The sequence below is a fragment of the Flagellimonas marinaquae genome, from assembly GCF_023716465.1.
Classification (GTDB): Bacteria; Bacteroidota; Bacteroidia; order Flavobacteriales; family Flavobacteriaceae; genus Flagellimonas; species Flagellimonas alginolytica.
In genome coordinates, this window is record NZ_CP092415.1 from 547102 (window position 1) to 562977 (window position 15876).

Below are 15876 nucleotides of genomic sequence, written 5' to 3' on the forward strand. Positions count from 1 at the left end.
GCCAAAGGCACACACAACAACAACACAACCCGACCGCCCGGAAGGCGGTAGACCAAATGTTTAACGACCCGGAATAATATTCGGGTAAGATTAATTTTATGATTCCAAAAACATTCAAAGAGGTCATAGACCTTGGTGACGGTAGAGAGATTTCTATCGAAACCGGAAAATTGGCAAAACAGGCCCACGGTTCTGTAGTTGTACAATCCGGCAAATGTATGCTATTGTGTACAGTTGTTTCCAACTATAAAGCCGCAGATGTCGACTTTTTGCCCCTAACCGTGGATTACCGCGAAAAATTTGCTGCCGCAGGGCGCTACCCTGGCGGTTTCTTTAAAAGAGAAGCAAGACCAAGTGACGGTGAGGTATTGACGATGCGCTTAGTGGACAGGGTATTGAGGCCATTGTTCCCAAAAGACTACCATTCCGAAACACAGGTAATGATCCAATTGATGTCTCACGACGAAGACGTTATGCCCGATGCAATGGCCGGTTTGGCAGCATCAGCCGCCATTCAACTTTCGGATTTCCCATTCGAATGTGCTATTTCGGAGGTTCGAGTAGGTAGGGTAAACGGTGAGTTCATCATCAACCCAACAAGGGAGCAATTGAAAGAATCCGACATTGATATGATGATCGGTGCTTCTGCAGATTCTGTTATGATGGTAGAAGGTGAAATGGACGAGATTTCCGAAGAGGAAATGGTAGAAGCCATCAAATTTGCACACGAAGCCATTAAAGTACAATGTGTAGCTCAGGAAAAATTGGCCGAAGCTTTCGGTAAAAAAGAAGTTCGCGAGTACGAGCCAGAAGCCGAGGACGAAGCGCTTCAGAAGAAAATCCACGACATGGCCTACGATAAGGTGTATGAAGTGGCCAAAGCAGGTTCTTCCAAGCATGAGCGTGGTGAAGCCTTTGCCGCCATTAAAGAAGAAATAAAAGCATCTTTCTCCGAAGAAGAGTTGGAAGAAATTGGCGACTTGGTTTCCAAATACTACCATAAGACCGAAAAAGAAGCCGTAAGAAACCTTACTTTGAACGAAGGGCTTCGATTGGACGGACGTAAAACAACAGATGTTAGACCGATCTGGTGCGAAACAGACTATCTGCCATCCGTACATGGTTCAGCCATCTTTACAAGAGGAGAAACACAGGCATTGGCAACGGTTACCTTAGGTACTTCCAGAGAGGCCAACCAAATAGATATGCCATCTTACGAAGGTGAAGAAACATTCTATTTGCACTACAACTTCCCTCCTTTCTCAACTGGCGAAGCACGACCAATCCGTGGTACTTCCCGTAGAGAGGTTGGACACGGTAACTTGGCACAACGTGCACTTAAAGGAATGATTCCAGAAGATTGTCCTTATACTGTTCGTGTAGTATCCGAAGTATTGGAATCCAATGGTTCATCCTCAATGGCAACCGTATGTTCGGGTACCATGGCGTTGATGGACGCCGGTGTTCAGTTGAAAAAACCTGTTTCCGGTATCGCCATGGGATTGATCACCGATACAGAAACTGGTAAATATGCCGTACTATCCGATATCTTGGGAGATGAAGACCACTTGGGAGACATGGACTTTAAAGTAACTGGTACTGCGGATGGTATCACTGCTTGCCAAATGGATATTAAAGTAAAAGGACTTTCTTACGAAATCTTGGTAAAAGCTTTGATGCAGGCCAAAGACGGAAGAATGCATATCTTGGGCAAACTAACCGAAACAATTGCCGAGCCAAGACCCGAAGTTAAATCCTACGCTCCAAAAATTGTTACCAGAATTATTCCTGGAGAATATATTGGAGCATTGATCGGCAAAGGTGGAGAAGTTATCCAAGAGCTTCAGAAAACAACCAACACTACAATTGTTATCAACGAAGACCCAGATACCGAAGAAGGTATTGTGGAAATCTTGGGAACCGATCAAAATGGTATCGATGCCGTATTGGCAAAAATCGATGCCTTGATGTTCAAACCTGAAGTAGGAAGTGTTTATGAGGTTAAAGTGATAAAAATGCTTGACTTCGGAGCAGTGGTGGAATATACAGAAGCACCGGGCAACGAAGTACTGCTTCACGTATCCGAATTGGCATGGGAACGCACTGAAAACGTATCCGATGTAGTGAACATGGGCGATGTTTTTGATGTAAAATACTTCGGTCTAGATCCAAGGACCAAGAAGGAAAAAGTATCAAGAAAGGCCTTGTTGCCAAAACCGGAAGGTTACAAAGAGCGTCCACCAAGAACCGACGGCGACCGTAAGGGTGGTGATCGTAGAGGCGGTGATCGTAGAGGCGGCAACAGAGATAGAAAGCCAAGAAGAGATTAGGTAAATCCTATCTTTATCCGATAAACTAACCCTAAGGCACTCGCCTTGGGGTTTTGTTTTTTGAGGAATTGTCAGCGTCCAACAATGTCCCTTCGAGCACAGTGGAAAACTTGCGGTCCCAATACGTAAAAATGAGGTTTTTTTAAAAAAGTGCTACCAAAATGTAACTTTTTTACTTTTTGAACGTATAACCTAATGAGCTCCGGCTCACAAACTTAATATGAAGGGAAATTTTAGATGAGACAGTTAAAGATTACAAAACAGGTTACCAATAGGGAAACCGCATCGTTGGACAAGTATCTACAAGAAATCGGTAAGGTTGATTTGATTACCGCCGATGAAGAAGTAGAGTTGGCACAACGCATTAAAGCCGGCGATCAGGTAGCCTTGGAAAAATTAACTAAAGCCAACCTAAGGTTCGTGGTATCGGTTGCAAAGCAATACCAAAACCAAGGGTTAACACTGCCCGATTTGATCAATGAAGGCAATTTGGGACTTATCAAAGCAGCGCAACGTTTTGATGAAACCCGTGGATTTAAATTTATTTCATACGCTGTTTGGTGGATCCGCCAATCCATTTTGCAAGCTTTGGCAGAACAATCACGTATTGTTCGTTTGCCATTGAATAAGATCGGCTCCATCAATAAGATAAATAAAACTTTTGCTTTCTTGGAGCAAGCGCACGAGCGTCCACCATCTGCTGAGGAAATTGCCAAAGAATTGGACATGACCGTGGAAGATGTGAAACAATCCTTAAAGAACTCAGGCCGTCACGTATCAATGGATGCGCCTTTGATCGATGGCGAGGATTCCAACCTTTACGATGTGTTGCGTAGTGGCGAATCTCCAAACCCTGACAAGGAGCTTTTGCACGATTCGTTACGTACCGAAATTGAACGTGCCCTGGAAACCCTTACTCCTCGAGAAGCTGATGTAATAAGACTTTACTTTGGATTGGCCGGCCAACATTCCATGACGTTGGAAGAAATCGGAGAAACTTTTGATTTGACCCGCGAGCGAGTTCGTCAAATTAAAGAAAAGGCGATTAGAAGGTTGAAGCACACGTCAAGAAGTAAGATTTTAAAGACATATTTGGGGTAAAACACCCAAAATCACCAACTAAAGTACAGTTAAACTATCCTTAAATTTGATTTTTGGCAGGAAAGTTGTATTTTAGTAAGATATAACAGTTTATCATGACTGTTCGTTTTTTGATTGATGAATAAACTCCGGCTGATTACCGGAGTTTTTTTCGTTCATGGATGGCCGTAATTGGCTAACTTTGTAACATGAACAAATCAATGATCGCCCCCTCGTTATTGGCATCCGACTTTGCCAATCTTCAGCAAGAAATCGAAATGGTCAACCAAAGCGAAGCCGACTGGTTCCATTTGGACGTTATGGACGGTGTTTTTGTGCCCAACATCTCCTTTGGTATGCCAGTGGTGCAAGCGATTGCCAAATATGCAAAAAAGCCGTTGGACACACATTTAATGATTGTAGATCCAGACAGATATATCAAGACTTTTGCGGATCTTGGGGTTCATAATTTATCCGTCCACTACGAGGCCTGTCCCCATCTGCACAGAACACTGCAAGCCATAAAAGCGGAAGGTATGAAAGCCGGTGTGGCGATTAACCCACATACTTCCGTAAAATTATTGGAAGATACCATTCAGGATATCGATTTGGTCATTGTAATGAGTGTCAATCCCGGTTTTGGAGGCCAATCCTTTATAGAAAACACCTATCAGAAAGTAGCGGACCTAAAGGAATTGATCCTTAAGAAAAATGCCGCCACTTTAATTGAAATCGACGGCGGTGTCAATGCCAACAATGCCAAAAAACTGGTAGATGCCGGTGCCGATGTGTTGGTTGCCGGAAGTTTTGTATTTAAAAGCGATAACCCTACCGAAACCATTAAAAAACTAAAAGCAGAAACAGCGTAATGCAGGAATTTGATGTCATCATCATCGGAGGTGGCCCTATTGGAATTGCATGCGGCCTCGAGGCCAAAAAACAGGGTTTATCCTATATCATAATAGAAAAAGGGACTATTGTAAACTCACTTTTCAATTATCCTGTGAACATGCAGTTTTTTTCTTCTTCGGAAAAATTGGAAATAGACGACATTCCCTTTATCAGCAAAGAGGCCAAACCCAAACGCAACGAAGCATTGGAGTACTATCGAAGAATTGTGACCTCCAACCAACTCGACATCCATCTATTTGAAAAAGTAACGGATACCATAAAGCACGGTGATTTTTTTGTGGTGAAGACTGACAAAAATGACTATCGGGCAAAAAATGTGGTCGTAGCGACCGGATTTTACGACTTACCCAACAAAATGAATGTTCCTGGAGAAGATTTATCCAAAGTCTCACATTATTACAACGACCCCCATTATTATGCCAGTCAAAAACTGGCGGTGGTAGGCGCAAGTAACTCCGCAATAGATGCTGCATTGGAATGTTGGCGAAAAGGCGCCGATGTATCCTTGATTATCCGTGGCCCAGAAGTAGGTTCAAGAGTTAAATATTGGGTACGTCCGGATATTATCAACCGAATCGAAGAAGGCAGCATAAAAGCATATTACAACTCCACGGTCAAGGAGATAAAACCAACGGAAATTGTACTAAATACCCCAGAAGGCGATTTAACGTTGGAAAATGATTTTGTTCTTGCGTTAACCGGATACATGCCCAACTTCGCCTTTTTGGAGAAACTTGGCATAACACTCTCCAGTGACCCCAAACGATTGCCGACCTACGATCCTGAAACGATGGAAACCAATGTTGAAGGTCTTTTTTTAGCGGGTGTGATCTGCGGAGGAATGGAAACCCATAAATGGTTTATAGAAAACTCTAGGATCCATGCGCCCATTATCATGAAAAGTATTGGACAAAAATTAAAGTCCACAACACCATAAAGAAGTTGATTTGCGTCAACATTTAAAGCTTTTGCAAAAGTGCTTTTACCCTAACATAAGTACCTTTAAACCAACACATAAAAAGTTTTTAAATGAATTTAAGTACGATGCAAAATGTATTTAGGGTCATCCTTGGCCTTTTAATGATGATGGCCGGAATAGCTCATCTCACTTTTCAAAGGGAAGAGTTTCAGGCCCAAGTGCCCCGATGGTTGCCCACAAGCGAAGCTTTTATGGATTTTATAGTGGTAGCTTCTGGTGTGATAGAAATTTTATTGGGGTTATCCATGGTTTTATTGACCAAATACAAAGCAAAAGTGGGCATTGCGCTTGCCTTTTTCTATGTTTTGATTTTTCCCGGAAACATTTCTCAATACACCAATGCCATTGACGCATTTGGACTGGACACCGATCTAAAGAGATTTGTTCGGTTGTTTTTTCAGCCCGTTTTAATTCTATGGGCCCTTTGGTCCACGAAAGTATTTGAACACCTTAAAGACAAAAACAAATAACCATGGAGTTTTACAATTTTGAAGCAGAACGATTGGACGGTACTACAGAATCCATGAAAACCTATAAAGGCAAAACCATTATTGTGGTGAATACTGCAAGTAAGTGTGGATTGACTCCGCAATACGAGGGCCTGGAAGACCTCTATACAAAATATAAGGACCAAGGATTGGTGGTTTTGGGGTTTCCATGCAATCAGTTTGGAAACCAAGAACCGGGAGACGCCAATGACATCAAGGAGTTTTGCCAAATAAACTACGGGGTCAGTTTTCCAATGTTTGCCAAAATCGATGTGAACGGCAACGACACACACCCGATCTTTAAATATTTAAAATCGGAATTAAGAGGATTGTTGGGAGGTAAGGTCAAATGGAACTTTACCAAGTTTGTAATAGACAAAAACGGAAAACCTGTAAAACGATTCGCGCCCATATCAAAACCAAAGGCCATGGAAAGTTTTATCAGTGGCATTTTATAAACCCTGCTAAACTACTTTTAACCGAGATTGAAGAGCTCCGGACTCTTTGAGCATGGTTCTACCATCCCTGAAGCTCAGATATGAATGGCCTTGCTTATAATTTAAAATGCTTATTTCGCATAAATGGTTCCAATGGCGGGCCACTTCGCGCCAAGCCCAGAACAGCGAATGTTTGGGGTCGTAAATATGGGTCGCCTCCCCGCCTGCCCCATTTATTTCGATAATACTGAATTTTTCTCCTATACAAAATTCCTCAAAGGTATTGCAAAGAACATCCAGTCGACCATAATAAAAGCCGCTCATTTGTGTGCATACCTCATTTATAGTATTGTTCAAATCCGCATTGATCAAATGACAGATGTCCACAAATTTGGCTCCTCGGGTGTGACTGCCGTAGGGCACCAGAACAAATTCTTTTCCCAAGGGGAGAACATTGTTTAACTGATCACCAAACTTTTGTTTTAGCACCTTTAATTGAAAATGGCTCCTCGGATTACTCTTTATCAACTGCAATAAGGTACTTTTACCATCACCCGTAACCGACAAAAATTCTTTGGACACGACCCCAGTAATCTTGCCTTTGGCCTCTCCGGGTTTTCGAACATAAAAAACACCAACTTCCTTCTGGAACGGAACAAATTCCTGAACCAAAAAATGGGAGGGACTCCATTTTACATATTTTTGAAATTCAACCTTATTATGGATTTTTTCCACGCCAAACGCCTTCATTCCAATATCGGGCTTGGCTATAAATGGAAATGCGATCCCGGATTTTAAAACCCGTTCCAATGCCTGGTCGGCCATCTCGTCCTTTTTTACAAATATTGTTCTTGGTATGTATTGGGCAGGAATCATATTGTAAATATCCATTTTGGATATCATGGCCATTCCCCCATTCTTCATGCCTGGATTGGCGGCATTAAAAAAGAATAAAGAACGTGCTCTTATCGAATAATAAAGCCAAACTGGAAACATCGGATAATAAATCAACCAGAAAGGCCAATATTCCCAATGTGTGATTTTATGCCAAGCGAGCTTTAATGGACCCATATAGTTTTAATTGATCAGTTGACCGGTGGAAAAGGGCACTTCATAATCAACTTTGTTGAGCAGGTCGAAATGATGCATTACAACATCGCTCTCTTTGTTCAATATGGCCTGTGTTACACTAAAGGTTTTTAAGCCCGATGCCCTATTGATTATAAATCCGTTCTCAAAATCGTCATGATTGTTCGAGTGAAAATCGACCACATCTTGAGAAGTTATGAAGGAGTTGCCTTTAACAAACTTTTTAAACAACGTTTGCCTGTGTTCGATTACCTTATCTTGGTAAAGTGTTGATGATGACCATATGTAATTTTTATCCTTGTTCAACGGCCTAAAGTATTTTTGATGGCCGTCCCAGCGAAACTCCAGCAATTCGGCTGTGTACAACACCAATGTAAAGGGTTCTATTCTCAATAGGTCAATTTCTTGCAACAAAGCTAAGGGATTGTCAGAAACAACAATATCCAAAAGCACCAGTCCCCTGCTCCTTTCATATTTTCCATTGGGCGGGTGACCCACAAAACCACCGTTCAGCAGCACAGCTACCGAACCGTTTTCATTTATGGCGAACCAGGTACCCCCCGCCTTGGGATCTTTTGGAAAAAGTACCTTCACCGAACCTATGGTTTCTTCTTGTGGCCGTAATGCCATAGGACGATCAATATGCTCGTCCCTGTTCGATGTAATAAAACGTTGTCCACCGGACGATATAAAACTTACTGTGCACATTCTTTTCTAATTTGTAAGGTGGAAGGAGCAACTCCAAAAGTTTCGGGCACTTTCTGGTCCGAAAAATGACATATCCCAATTTTGATCAACGCTTGATGATGAATGGTGTGTTCCAAGTTGTACATAACTTCCCGGTGGTAATTGGTATCCAATGTAAGTATTTCACCATTAAGTTCATAACTGATCTGAATGGCCTTGTTGGGCTTTTTTAAATGCATTTGTATAAAAGCCAATTTCTCAATGGCAAACGATAGGTCTTTTTCAATTTTACGGTCTCTTTTTCTTCTATCGTAGGACACATCTGCTTGATCATACCCCTTGATCAAACATAGGTAAAGCTCGATCACATGTCTTGTATGCTGACCTATACTGGCATTGGACAATATATTACATGATCGGGAGTAACAATCTTTAGGCAGTTCCAAAAGAACCTGTTTAAACTGTTCCAATGTATCCAAGGTTGATTTGAACATAGTTATTGTTTAATTATTTACGTATTTATATGCGAACAAAGCAACTCATCCAGCGATAGGATACAAAAGGTTGTCCACTCTCAGAAATCTCATGCCCTTAAAGATATTCAATTCTTGATATTCTCCCAGTTTATATCCGCTTTCGATATAAGGGAATTCGGTGATTGGTTCAACCAAAATTGGAGGGTATTGTTCTTTCCTTTGTTGTAGAATAGATAAAGTTTTCCACCTCTTATCTCAAAAGTTTCGGGATCTACATTAACCTTTTTTGAATTTACTGCGACAGCATAGGCACAATAACCCCCATACTGTGGTACGTAACTATTGGGTTGTACAACAAACTTTTCCAGATTTGCCTCGCTGACAAACTTATAATTTACCCCATCAAACATGGCGGTAAATTGGTCTTTGCCCATGGTCGCGATACCATCAAAATAGGCGACCACATCATATCCATGAGCTGCATACCCTTTTTTGGTATTATAATCTATGGATTGCCCTTGAACTAAAACACCTGTTAAAAACAGAAAAACCATTATTCGATACTTCATAAATTCTGGAATTTTTATGGTTCCTTATTGGTATTGAAGATTTTGTCTAAAAATAAAGGTGTTCCTTTCAAGATTAGAAAAAAAGATTTGATATATAAGCTATTACGAACAAAAAAAGCACGCTCTACTAGCGTGCTTTTTTACTAAACTTGTGACCCAGGGAGGATTCGAACCCCATCCGTTAGCCCTTAAGTTTATTGACTTGTGCCTTGCTTATGTTTTGTAACAAACCGAATTACAGACCACTTTGAGCAATCTCCTTTCGTATAAGCCAAAATTAATCAATAATTATCAAATAGGGATAAATATCTATCCAAGTAAGAACTATGTAAACTGTTAATCGTTTATTTGAACTTTACCATTTTCATTTTACCTAATAATCTATTAAATACCTGTTTTTAAACTCTTTGATTTGATTTTCCTCATAAAAAGGAACCCCTGGTTGAGTGCCAAATATTTGCTTTCCATCCATTCTCCAATGATATCGGTCCACCAGAAGTATGAATATGTTTTCACTCAAATCCTCATTTTGGTATGCTTTCAAAGCATATGGAAATAATGTGCTAAAAACTTCCAACTTGTTTGTATGTGTCATTATAACAGCTGCATTGGACGCAAATTTTGAACCAACTAAAGAAATTCCAGGATAACCATGTTTCCTACATATCTTATACAATGCCTCACTATTGGCATCATCCAAGATCCTTTGCTTTTCAATCAGGGTTTGGTCCTGAAGAAAATTCGGCAAACTCCGATATTCTTGATCTTTGGCAGACAAAGTTTTTATAGTGTCTATTAGACCAAAGTTCAACTGTTTTGCAGGGACATGGCTATCGGATACATTTTGTCCCATTTCTGCCTTATCAGGTGTTACCTTGGTTTCCATTAGATCAATGAATTTCTTACCCAACATTTCATGAAATGGAAGTTTTTCGATACTTCCATAATATCTTGAACTATCATCAATCAAACCTTGAAACTTAACATTGTTCTTGGCTTTACTTTTCAATAACAGAACTTCTACTTTGTCTATGTCTTCCGATAATAAACAATGGGCAAGTGCCAAGTTCCAATAATCGGCATATGTGGTATCCTTTGACCTGGACAATAGCCTAGTAGTATTTTCAAGAATCTTTTGACCATATTCAAGCTTGAACTCCTCGGTCATTTTTGGTGCTCTGATTTGACTTGCCAATATATTGGCGATGAATAAGAATAAAATAAATGTTATTTTTTTCATGAGCTTGCTTTAATCATACAAGGAATTTTATCGTTTTATTGAACTTTTATAAATGTAGGAAATTTAGTTCGGGCAAAAAGGATAGTAATAAGCTATACATAATGTCAAGAACAAGCTTTTCTATTTATTGTTTTGAGTCTCCTCACGTAAATCTAAATCCATTTGTAATTGTATTGCCCAAAATGCCCCATTTTCCATAGCCTTAGAGTCCGCAAGTTGAATTTCATCTTTTAGTTTTTCAAATTGATCATCAGTAAAGTCAGAATCTAGGTAAGCATCTTCTCCATTTTCTTCGAGAATCGTGTCTACGAAGTTTCTATAGGCTAGTAAACATTTAGCAAGTCTAGAAATATCAGAATTGAAAATCCTAGAGGAAAAATAATCTTCGTGATCCAAAAACTCAATTCGGTCACCCTGTTTGGTATTTACAACAATTGGGTCGCCATCACTACACGAGCCAATTACAACATACTTTTCGAATTCAGGTTCTAAAATGTCATAGACTTTGTTAAGCTTATGAACTCCATCAAATAAGTCCTCAGAGTTTTCAGAAAATGAAAGGAATGGAGAGGCACTGTCAGGCAAACCAGAGTTAACCAAAAATTCAATTGTTTCACAACATAACCCGAGCCCCCTTAATCTTTCGGCACTTATAGGGTTTAAATTGTCTTCAATAGAAGTCCATTTTTGCTTAAAATCTTCTGGTGTCATCAGCTTGTATCTAACTTATTGATATGGATGAAAAATACATCTATGCACACCCGATATGGCATATAACAGATGTATTTGATTATCTTCTATTGGAATCGTTTATTTGAACTTTAATTTAAAATAAAAAGGTGTAATCAATCTATCCATTCAATCTTCCAATCATTTTCAAAGATGTAACCTTTGACATCATTTTCAGTTTCAAGCCAAGTATCAAAACCCTCATCACCCTCAGGATCTTCAAATTCATTTATATAAAATCCTCCTGTATGCTCACGATCATCAATAAATTTCACAAACCATCCGAGGTTGTTTCCTTCTTTAATTTTGCCTAAAATACCATACTTGAGTTGCAATTCTTTTCTATTTTATTTCAAGGTTATCACAATCGTTTATTTGAACTTAGGTTACTTGGTGAATTTTGATTCAATGATTTTTCCATTTGCAATATCAACTAAAACAGTAAACCCGTTCCATGTTGATGATTGGATTAATCCATCTTTCCGTATAATCATATCATTTGAATAACAATCCTTTTCATTTGGCAATTCAGCAAACCAAATTAACTGTCCCTCCTGATCTTTTGCATAGATGTTACTTTCCCCCTCAGGATAGTCAATATAATTTTCACGAACAATATGAATTCCTTTAACTTGTAAGCTCTCGACTATTTCTGTATGTATGGCTTGAAGCTCCATCGTTTATTTGAACTTATCTATTAAGAATTGAATCTCTGTAATCAATCCATTTTTGTAAATCTCCTTTCGACTTTTCAACATCAAAGAAGAAAGGACTAGAACCATCTGAAGCTTTTAATTCAAGGCTGCTCAAAATATTTCCGATACATGGCATCGCAAGTTCATTTCCTCTTATATGCATTACGAAACCATTGAAATCCTCAGATTCACCCATGTTAAATTCAATAGAGAATTGTCCGTTCTCCAATATCCCCCATGATGGATTTGAAAAATCTACCGTAGGTTCAACTGTCTTGATCTTATCAATGATTTCTGACCTAAAACCAATTGATTTTGGTTCAAAGTCATCGGCAATCTCATCCAAAGAATCAAAATCTCCCCAGTCTTGCACGAATAAATCCCAACTCATTTTGATACAATCGTTTTATTGAACTTGTATTATTTCATTTTTAATATTTTCTGGAACATTTATCCAAACAGTTTCTTTGGTTAAACTAAGCTCGCAGAAGCATTCTTGGTGGACAACTTCAATTATATGATTATACCAATCAAAATATGTCCAATCCGATGGTTTGGGTGAATAAAGAGTTTGGTTTTGAGAGTCCCAATGAACTTGTGTTGCTGTTCTATATATCAGAGTGAACTTTTGCTCAGCTGGACTAATATTAAGACGGCCTAGGGTATCAATCTCTACTTTCTTTATTACATCTCTCTTCAACCTTTTGAATCGTTTATTTGAACTTTAAATTCTGTTATACTTCTTGCACATCAATTTTTACTCAATATTTATTTTTTGCAACCCAAAAGGAGTTTCTTTAAATAACGAATCTTTAAAGGTTAGAAAAAGTATTTCACTGTCATTTCTATTCATTCTCAGTAAATAGCTTTTAATTCCAATAGTTTTGATTTGAACACGAAGCTTTTTGCTAAGAAACAGTTTCTTATAAGAGATTTTAAGTATTTTTTCTTTTTCAACTTTACAACTTGACCTTCCCAATCAAATTCAATCCCATTTTCAAATAAATGAAAATCCGTTTCTGTCCATTTTTTAATATCCGATACTTTTGAGCCAATCCATCCTAAGACCAAAGAACCTGCGAAAAAGAAATAACCATGTTGAGGGATAATTGTACCATAGTAGAAAATGGACGCATCAATTGGAAGGTTTTTTCCAGTTCCAAGAATATACAGTGTAATCACAAATATCACCATGGCTACCAATATCCAAATAAGACCAATTTTTGATAGCCAATTATCTGTTCCATATTCTATGCTTACAGTTTCCTCCAAATTATAATACTTGATTGTCCGAATCGTTTATTTGAAATTTGTTGATTTTAGTTTTAGGCACAACAATTATTAATAAATGAATTCCTTTCCTGATATGAAATTGCCACCACCGATTATCACCAATCCGATGATAATTGAAATGGTCAATGCTATTATTATGATTGGACCAAAATCTAAAACATTTTCAGTTCCATCATTGTTGTATTTTATTTCTCGTTTAAACAAAAAGGAAATAAATAAAGCGATAAATCCAGTTCCAAAAACAATTCTTGCGAAGGTTCTGTTCATAGATTTATGATATCGAGCTTCTTCAAATCTTAAGAATTGAATATTGTTTTGTTCTAACGTATAAATATACTCGTCTTTTGAGCCTACGTTTATTTTAGTTCCTTTTTTTTACTAACCTTTTAAAATTTTTGTGCCTTATGTATTTGTAATCAATACCATTGATTACATATTTTCCTTTATCTGTATAAAGTTCAACCCAATAACTTGAAGCAGGTAACGATTGCTTTTTAAAGCTTGGCTCCCTTGTTAGGGTTAAACTAATATTTGTCAAATCGCTCACTAGTGGAGAAGGGGTCATCAAAAAGGTGAAACATATTAAAAGGAAAAAAACTATAGTCCCTCCTAAGTAAAATTTACGCTTTTCTTTAAATGTAAGCCCTTTCCATTTTCTTCCTTTATCAGACATTAATTAAAATTAATACAACCCTCTAAACTGATTTAATCGTTTATTTAAACATTGTTTTGACTCCTTTGTTTGTAAATCATTGTGATTTTTCAATTAGGACTGCATCTTTAGGTATTTCAAATTCACTGTTATCTATTTTAAGTGTTTCAATTTTAATAGCTTCTTGAGTTATTTTCATTCCTCCACTTAATGACTCGTATCTTAGAATAACAGATTTTGTAAGTTCCATAATCTTATTCAAATTGTCTTGTCTGTAGTTTTTATAATGATTTGGGTTTTGTTTCAGATCTGGTGCAAAATAACAAAGTAGTACAGAACCGTTATTTTTATCAGTAACAATCAATTTATCACATGCATAACCCAAAATATTATCTGAATTCCTTTCAATACTATATTCAAAATCAAAGTCACTAAATTTTCGATAATCTATAAAATAGAGAGTGTCAGATTTAATTTTCTCCTTGTAATAACAAATTGGATTTGATGAATTATATAACTCGTATGGCTTAAAATTACCGTTTGTGATTTTTTTGTAGGACCCTTCTTTGGTGATGATATTGGTTGTGTCTCCCATAAAAACCAAAAAGCTTTGTATATCAAATGAATTTCTCTCATCGATTTTTTCACAGGAATTCATGTATGTTATTCTACCCTCAAATTCTTGTGAAAATATTTGATTAGATAGAAGAAACAAAATGAGTAGTATAGCCTTTTTAATCATCCTATTATTAGTTTCTTAGTTATCATCATTGTTTAAATGTAGGAAATTTCCAAAAACCAAGAATTCAGTTTTCGGTGAAAGGAGAGTTAAACAGTCAATCAGATTTGATTTTCCTTTTGTGCCTATTACAATTGGCTTTGTCAATATCCTGTTTCTTGTCCCAAAACAAAATTCCACATTCAATACACTTTCTTCTGCCTTGGTACGCCAAATATTTATAGAGGGTCTTTTTAGAACCAACATCAATGAGTTTCATGATTTCTTCAATGCTTAACTTGTTGTCCCTGTAGTATCGTTCTGCCAACATTGCTTTGTTCAATGCCTGTTTACTGAGACCAGGCTTCCGACCAATTTTCAATCCACGTCTTCTTGAGCTTTCCATTCCTGCCCGTGTACGTTCAATAATTATATCTCGTTCCAATTAGCGAACAAATTGAAGATAAACCTTCCATGAGGGGATGTGGTATCAATGAAGCTTTCCTGAATACTCTTGAAGTGGATTCCTTTTTTTTCAAAGTCCTCAATGAGTTTAGTGAGATGTGAAAGGCTTCTGGCGATTCGGTCCAGTTTCCAGACTACGAGAGTGTCACCTTCACGCAAAATGGACAAAAGTTCATCAAGTCCCTTTCTTTCCGCTTTTGCTCCAGATGAAATATCGGCATAGATGTTCTTGGGTTTGATTCCTTCCTTTAAAAAGGCATCCACCTGTAAATCGTGTTTCTGTGATTTTGTACTCACTCTTGCATAACCGAACTTCATCTTAGGTGTAAAAAAGGGTATATAAGGTAAACTATTTAAGTGTACCGAAAAAGTAAACTCTTTGGAATCAGTGAACTTGTTTAAGAGTGAAAGTTCAAAAAAACGGTGCCTTAAAATCTACTGATTTAAAATGAAATTCCAATCAAAGGCGAACGCAACGCAGTGGAGTGCTGCAAGCCCCAAATCTTGCCAAACTAACCTTACTGAGCGAGGCAATTTTATCTATTAATACGGTATACTCTTCTCATCATTCGAAGTGATCCAATGGTTTGTTGGCCTCAATTTTATATCGTTCCAATCTCCATTCTGTTATTTTAAGCTTTAGATTGCTTTTCCATAGGTGCGATTTTGTTTTTTAGTGAAATTGCGCCAATTTTTTCGTCAAAAATTTCCAGTGTTTACAGGGCCTGCCAAAGGGTTTAATGTAGATTTCGGAAAAGTCTACTGTAGCCCCAATTTTTGCACAGTATTTCAAATACTATTCAATTAACTGGTTTTCAACTTTTTGAACACCCAAAAACAACCGTGATGGCGCAATTTGCGCATCACCCTCTTGCTATTCATTTTTTCACGCAAGCGTGAAAACCCAAATACCTTTCAATAGTGTATAGATTATCAATTAACTAAGTGGTGGTTGTTTCCTTGGAGCTATTAATTGAACTTATCTTTCCGAACATTATAAAATTGCAACAGGGACCAAGTGCAAAAGTTTGGGTAAG

22 protein-coding genes are annotated in these 15876 nt (G+C 37.9%); 6 read left to right on the forward strand and 16 right to left on the reverse strand.

Annotated elements, in window-relative coordinates; translation table 11 throughout:
* Positions 1-98 precede the first annotated feature (98 nt).
* The 6 genes from MJO53_RS02530 to MJO53_RS02555 all read left to right on the forward strand — a co-directional run bounded on the left by MJO53_RS02530 (position 99) and on the right by MJO53_RS02555 (position 6247).
* The gene (locus MJO53_RS02530; RefSeq protein ID WP_252080349.1) at positions 99-2330 is read left to right on the forward strand and encodes a polyribonucleotide nucleotidyltransferase; all 2232 of its coding nucleotides are present in this window, start codon (positions 99-101) and stop codon (positions 2328-2330) included.
* Between the two features lie 237 nt (positions 2331-2567).
* Positions 2568-3431 carry a sigma-70 family RNA polymerase sigma factor gene (locus MJO53_RS02535; RefSeq protein WP_100817395.1) on the forward strand — a complete coding sequence of 288 codons (864 nt, stop codon included), beginning with the start codon at positions 2568-2570 and terminating at the stop codon, positions 3429-3431.
* A 188-nt stretch (positions 3432-3619) separates the two neighbouring features.
* Positions 3620-4279, forward strand: a complete 660-nt coding sequence (gene rpe, locus MJO53_RS02540) for a ribulose-phosphate 3-epimerase (protein ID WP_252080350.1) — start codon at positions 3620-3622, stop codon at positions 4277-4279.
* On the forward strand, positions 4279-5259 hold the full coding sequence (locus tag MJO53_RS02545; protein WP_252080351.1) for a YpdA family putative bacillithiol disulfide reductase: 981 nt from the start codon (positions 4279-4281) through the stop codon (positions 5257-5259). The genes rpe and MJO53_RS02545 overlap by 1 nt, the downstream gene beginning before the upstream one ends.
* A gap of 92 nt (positions 5260-5351) precedes the next feature.
* On the forward strand, positions 5352-5771 hold the full coding sequence (locus MJO53_RS02550) for a hypothetical protein (RefSeq protein ID WP_252080352.1): 420 nt from the start codon (positions 5352-5354) through the stop codon (positions 5769-5771).
* A 2-nt stretch (positions 5772-5773) separates the two neighbouring features.
* Positions 5774-6247, forward strand: coding sequence for a glutathione peroxidase (locus MJO53_RS02555; RefSeq protein ID WP_252080353.1), 474 nt, complete (start codon positions 5774-5776; stop codon positions 6245-6247).
* A gap of 6 nt (positions 6248-6253) precedes the next feature.
* Here the strand turns inward: MJO53_RS02555 and MJO53_RS02560 are convergent, their stop codons facing one another.
* The 16 genes from MJO53_RS02560 to MJO53_RS02635 all read right to left on the reverse strand — a co-directional run bounded on the left by MJO53_RS02560 (position 6254) and on the right by MJO53_RS02635 (position 15157).
* Positions 6254-7297: an ATP-grasp domain-containing protein gene (locus MJO53_RS02560; RefSeq protein ID WP_252080354.1), complete on the reverse strand. Its 1044-nt coding sequence runs from the start codon at positions 7295-7297 to the stop codon at positions 6254-6256.
* Between the two features lie 6 nt (positions 7298-7303).
* Entirely contained in the window at positions 7304-8023 is a 720-nt protein-coding gene (locus MJO53_RS02565; protein WP_252080355.1) for an NRDE family protein, read from the reverse strand.
* Positions 8011-8496 (reverse strand): DinB family protein, encoded by a 486-nt coding sequence (locus tag MJO53_RS02570; RefSeq protein WP_252080356.1) that lies wholly within the window; start codon positions 8494-8496, stop codon positions 8011-8013. The genes MJO53_RS02565 and MJO53_RS02570 overlap by 13 nt, the downstream gene beginning before the upstream one ends.
* A 107-nt stretch (positions 8497-8603) precedes the next feature.
* Positions 8604-9047: a YHS domain-containing (seleno)protein gene (locus MJO53_RS02575; RefSeq protein WP_252080357.1), complete on the reverse strand. Its 444-nt coding sequence runs from the start codon at positions 9045-9047 to the stop codon at positions 8604-8606.
* Positions 9048-9420: 373 nt separating this feature from the next.
* Positions 9421-10287, reverse strand: a complete 867-nt coding sequence (locus MJO53_RS02580) for a hypothetical protein (protein WP_252080358.1) — start codon at positions 10285-10287, stop codon at positions 9421-9423.
* A 120-nt stretch (positions 10288-10407) separates the two neighbouring features.
* A complete protein-coding gene (locus MJO53_RS02585; protein ID WP_252080359.1) occupies positions 10408-10998 on the reverse strand; it encodes an SUKH-4 family immunity protein in 591 nt (196 codons plus the stop codon).
* Between the two features lie 134 nt (positions 10999-11132).
* On the reverse strand, positions 11133-11351 hold the full coding sequence (locus MJO53_RS02590; protein ID WP_252080360.1) for a hypothetical protein: 219 nt from the start codon (positions 11349-11351) through the stop codon (positions 11133-11135).
* 51 nt (positions 11352-11402) lie between these two features.
* A complete protein-coding gene (locus tag MJO53_RS02595; RefSeq protein ID WP_252080361.1) occupies positions 11403-11693 on the reverse strand; it encodes a hypothetical protein in 291 nt (96 codons plus the stop codon).
* Between the two features lie 13 nt (positions 11694-11706).
* Positions 11707-12102, reverse strand: coding sequence for a hypothetical protein (locus tag MJO53_RS02600; RefSeq protein ID WP_252080362.1), 396 nt, complete (start codon positions 12100-12102; stop codon positions 11707-11709).
* Positions 12103-12117: 15 nt separating this feature from the next.
* Entirely contained in the window at positions 12118-12411 is a 294-nt protein-coding gene (locus MJO53_RS02605) for a hypothetical protein (protein WP_252080363.1), read from the reverse strand.
* Positions 12412-12566: 155 nt separating this feature from the next.
* Positions 12567-12983, reverse strand: coding sequence for a hypothetical protein (locus tag MJO53_RS02610; RefSeq protein ID WP_252080364.1), 417 nt, complete (start codon positions 12981-12983; stop codon positions 12567-12569).
* Between the two features lie 69 nt (positions 12984-13052).
* On the reverse strand, positions 13053-13271 hold the full coding sequence (locus tag MJO53_RS02615; protein ID WP_252080365.1) for a hypothetical protein: 219 nt from the start codon (positions 13269-13271) through the stop codon (positions 13053-13055).
* A gap of 94 nt (positions 13272-13365) precedes the next feature.
* A complete protein-coding gene (locus tag MJO53_RS02620; protein WP_252080366.1) occupies positions 13366-13677 on the reverse strand; it encodes a hypothetical protein in 312 nt (103 codons plus the stop codon).
* 76 nt (positions 13678-13753) lie between these two features.
* Positions 13754-14398: a hypothetical protein gene (locus MJO53_RS02625; protein ID WP_252080367.1), complete on the reverse strand. Its 645-nt coding sequence runs from the start codon at positions 14396-14398 to the stop codon at positions 13754-13756.
* A 94-nt stretch (positions 14399-14492) separates the two neighbouring features.
* Positions 14493-14819: a hypothetical protein gene (locus tag MJO53_RS02630; RefSeq protein WP_252080368.1), complete on the reverse strand. Its 327-nt coding sequence runs from the start codon at positions 14817-14819 to the stop codon at positions 14493-14495.
* On the reverse strand, positions 14804-15157 hold the full coding sequence (locus tag MJO53_RS02635; RefSeq protein WP_252080369.1) for a recombinase family protein: 354 nt from the start codon (positions 15155-15157) through the stop codon (positions 14804-14806). The genes MJO53_RS02630 and MJO53_RS02635 overlap by 16 nt, the downstream gene beginning before the upstream one ends.
* Between the last annotated feature and the right edge of the window lie 719 nt (positions 15158-15876).

Bases quoted from the DNA above. Each gene is read 5' to 3' on its own strand.
- MJO53_RS02530 (WP_252080349.1), top strand. From the start codon at position 99: ATGATTCCAAAAACATTCAAAGAGGTCATAGACCTTGGTGACGGTAGA.
- MJO53_RS02535 (WP_100817395.1), top strand. From the start codon at position 2,568: ATGAGACAGTTAAAGATTACAAAACAGGTTACCAATAGGGAAACCGCA.
- rpe (WP_252080350.1), top strand. From the start codon at position 3,620: ATGAACAAATCAATGATCGCCCCCTCGTTATTGGCATCCGACTTTGCC.
- MJO53_RS02545 (WP_252080351.1), top strand. From the start codon at position 4,279: ATGCAGGAATTTGATGTCATCATCATCGGAGGTGGCCCTATTGGAATT.
- MJO53_RS02550 (WP_252080352.1), top strand. From the start codon at position 5,352: ATGAATTTAAGTACGATGCAAAATGTATTTAGGGTCATCCTTGGCCTT.
- MJO53_RS02555 (WP_252080353.1), top strand. From the start codon at position 5,774: ATGGAGTTTTACAATTTTGAAGCAGAACGATTGGACGGTACTACAGAA.
- MJO53_RS02560 (WP_252080354.1), bottom strand. From the start codon at position 7,297: ATGGGTCCATTAAAGCTCGCTTGGCATAAAATCACACATTGGGAATAT.
- MJO53_RS02565 (WP_252080355.1), bottom strand. From the start codon at position 8,023: ATGTGCACAGTAAGTTTTATATCGTCCGGTGGACAACGTTTTATTACA.
- MJO53_RS02570 (WP_252080356.1), bottom strand. From the start codon at position 8,496: ATGTTCAAATCAACCTTGGATACATTGGAACAGTTTAAACAGGTTCTT.
- MJO53_RS02575 (WP_252080357.1), bottom strand. From the start codon at position 9,047: ATGAAGTATCGAATAATGGTTTTTCTGTTTTTAACAGGTGTTTTAGTT.
- MJO53_RS02580 (WP_252080358.1), bottom strand. From the start codon at position 10,287: ATGAAAAAAATAACATTTATTTTATTCTTATTCATCGCCAATATATTG.
- MJO53_RS02585 (WP_252080359.1), bottom strand. From the start codon at position 10,998: ATGACACCAGAAGATTTTAAGCAAAAATGGACTTCTATTGAAGACAAT.
- MJO53_RS02595 (WP_252080361.1), bottom strand. From the start codon at position 11,693: ATGGAGCTTCAAGCCATACATACAGAAATAGTCGAGAGCTTACAAGTT.
- MJO53_RS02600 (WP_252080362.1), bottom strand. From the start codon at position 12,102: ATGAGTTGGGATTTATTCGTGCAAGACTGGGGAGATTTTGATTCTTTG.
- MJO53_RS02615 (WP_252080365.1), bottom strand. From the start codon at position 13,271: ATGAACAGAACCTTCGCAAGAATTGTTTTTGGAACTGGATTTATCGCT.
- MJO53_RS02620 (WP_252080366.1), bottom strand. From the start codon at position 13,677: ATGTCTGATAAAGGAAGAAAATGGAAAGGGCTTACATTTAAAGAAAAG.
- MJO53_RS02625 (WP_252080367.1), bottom strand. From the start codon at position 14,398: ATGATTAAAAAGGCTATACTACTCATTTTGTTTCTTCTATCTAATCAA.
- MJO53_RS02635 (WP_252080369.1), bottom strand. From the start codon at position 15,157: ATGAAGTTCGGTTATGCAAGAGTGAGTACAAAATCACAGAAACACGAT.